Origin of the sequence: Mariniflexile ostreae, from assembly GCF_042427585.1 — a bacterium.
GTDB lineage: Bacteria > Bacteroidota > Bacteroidia > Flavobacteriales > Flavobacteriaceae > Pseudalgibacter > Pseudalgibacter ostreae.
In genome coordinates, this window is the sequence record NZ_JBHMFC010000041.1 from 1 (window position 1) to 2,236 (window position 2,236).

Here is a 2,236-nt window from a genome sequence, read left to right on the forward strand (position 1 = left end):
CTGGTTTCATAAGTGTGTAAAATTTAAAATTAATAAATAAAAAATCTCAGGCTAAATATTAACCTGAGATTTTAAAACTTACACACTTTATGAGATACTGCCAAGAAAAGCCAAAAAAAATGAAGTGACCCTAAAAAGTTGGACAACTAAACAAGAAAAAACCAAGTTTAGTTACTTGTTTTTTTGTAGAACATGATACCTAGTTTATCTCATTCGTTTATACTTACCAAAGGGACCCTATAAACTTCATTTGGGAAGTACGTCTTATATTACAACCCAAAATGGAAGCATAAGTCAACACGTGGAATACATAGCCTTTGGAGAGGTTTTGTTCGAGGAGCATAGCTCGAGTTTTTCAAGTCCATATTTGTTTAATGGGAAGGAGTTAGACCGGGAGACGAATTTGAGTTATTATGGGGCTAGGTACTTGGATATGAAGACTAGTTTGTGGTTGAGTGTGGATCCTTTGGCGGAGAGTTACGCACGATATAGCCCTTATTCTTTTGCTTCCAATAATCCAATTGGAAATCAAGAAGTTGACGGAAGGTGGTGGTTTAGTAAAAGTAAGAAGAACAACACACTACATTACGGGGCGAATACCGTTAGAGTAGCTGGAGCTTCTCAATATGCCTTTAAAATGTCTAGTGTTAAGGCGGTTCATAAAAAACAAACTGGTTGGGCATCTTATATCCCCATAATAGGCAATTGGCTTAACGGTTCTGCTATGGCACAAAAAGTGGAAGATCCTTCTATGAGTTTGGATAAAGGCGATGTGGCTTCACTATTTTTAGGAGCTTACTTTAAAGGCACTAGAAAGTTAATTGCTGCATCAGGAGCTCTTAAGGGAGGAGCGAAAATAGCTTTAGATATATCCGAAATTTCAACAAAACTTATGTCTCAAATAGCATCTTCTCCAGAATTAAAAGAGTCTTGGGTTGAATTAGCTGTTATGGAACATTTTGCTGGAGTTACAAGTGATGGTGGAAACGCCATAGGTACATTAAGCAATACCAAGGAGACCGATTATACCACAATGTTTAGATTTACCGAGGATTTTGTTGGCGAATTGCAAGGTACATATGGCAATCAATATGACTCTTTAAAAGAAACTTCTGGTATGAGCAGGGAGACTTATATTGAAAACAAAGTTCAAGGTCATATGCAACAAATGTTTGAGAACAAGAAAACAGAAATAACGAATAAAATAAATGAATAATCAATAGTTATGGAGAAAAATAATGGAAAAAATAATTTCGGTTTTATGGGTCTTTGGAGGAATGTCACGTTTATTGTGACAGTTATTATTGTAATTTTAGCTTTACTTTATAAATTAGAAATACTTAAGCCAAATTAAATTACAATCCAAAATGGAAGCATAAGTCAACACGTGGAATATATTGCTTTTGGAGAGATTTTGTTCGAGGAGCATAGCTCGAGTTTTTCAAGTCCATATTTGTTTAATGGGAAGGAACTCGATAGAGAGACGAACCTTAGCTATTATGGGGCTAGGTATTTGGATATGAAGACTAGTTTGTGGTTGAGTGTGGGTCCTTTGGCGGAGAAGTACCCGGGCGTTAGTCCGTATGTATATACATTCAATAATCCTATTAATTTTATTGATCCTGATGGTAGAGATGGTATCAGAGTTATAGATGTAAAGAATAAGACTATTACAATTCGAGCAAATTATTATGTTCAAACCGAAAGCAGATATAGTAAAAATAGGTCTAAAGGTTCAAGCGGTTATTCCTCAAAAGAGATTGCTTCAATGCAAAAGGATTATAATAAGTATTTAAACGGTCTTGGTGCTAGCGTAAATGAAGGTGAGTATAGTGGTTATAAAATTAATTTTGATTTACAGTTTAAAGAAGGTGGCTCTGTAGGCGCAAGTGAACAAAGTGCTCAAAACGATATGGTTGATGGGAATTCAATTGGGAATTCGTTTTCAAAATGGGACACAACACTTAAAAGGTTTGAAACAAAAGAAATTGACAATGGAGATGGAACTACAAGTACTTCGACTGTTGGAGGTGTTATACCAATTTAGTTATTAAATGTCGCATTAAAGGCATTTAATAACTAAATTGGTATAAGTCAATTGAAGCGGGCATTTTTGGGTTTTTAGTTATATACTAGTTTAGCCCCTTAATAGTTCGGAGTGATATTTTAAATTTGAAAACCCATATATTTGAGATATGAAATACAGGAAATGGACATTAGAACAGAAGTTAGAAAT

Annotated in this window: 2 protein-coding genes; both read left to right on the top strand. The window is 34.8% G+C overall.

Features of this window, described 5'->3' with window-relative positions; all coding sequences use genetic code 11:
* The first annotated feature begins 250 nt into the window (after positions 1 to 250).
* Positions 251 to 1,216, top strand: a complete 966-nt coding sequence (locus tag ACFFU9_RS09845) for an RHS repeat domain-containing protein (protein WP_379861262.1) — start codon at positions 251 to 253, stop codon at positions 1,214 to 1,216.
* 171 nt (positions 1,217 to 1,387) lie between these two features.
* Positions 1,388 to 2,047 (top strand): RHS repeat-associated core domain-containing protein, encoded by a 660-nt coding sequence (locus ACFFU9_RS09850; protein WP_379861263.1) that lies wholly within the window; start codon positions 1,388 to 1,390, stop codon positions 2,045 to 2,047.
* Positions 2,048 to 2,236 lie beyond the last annotated feature (189 nt).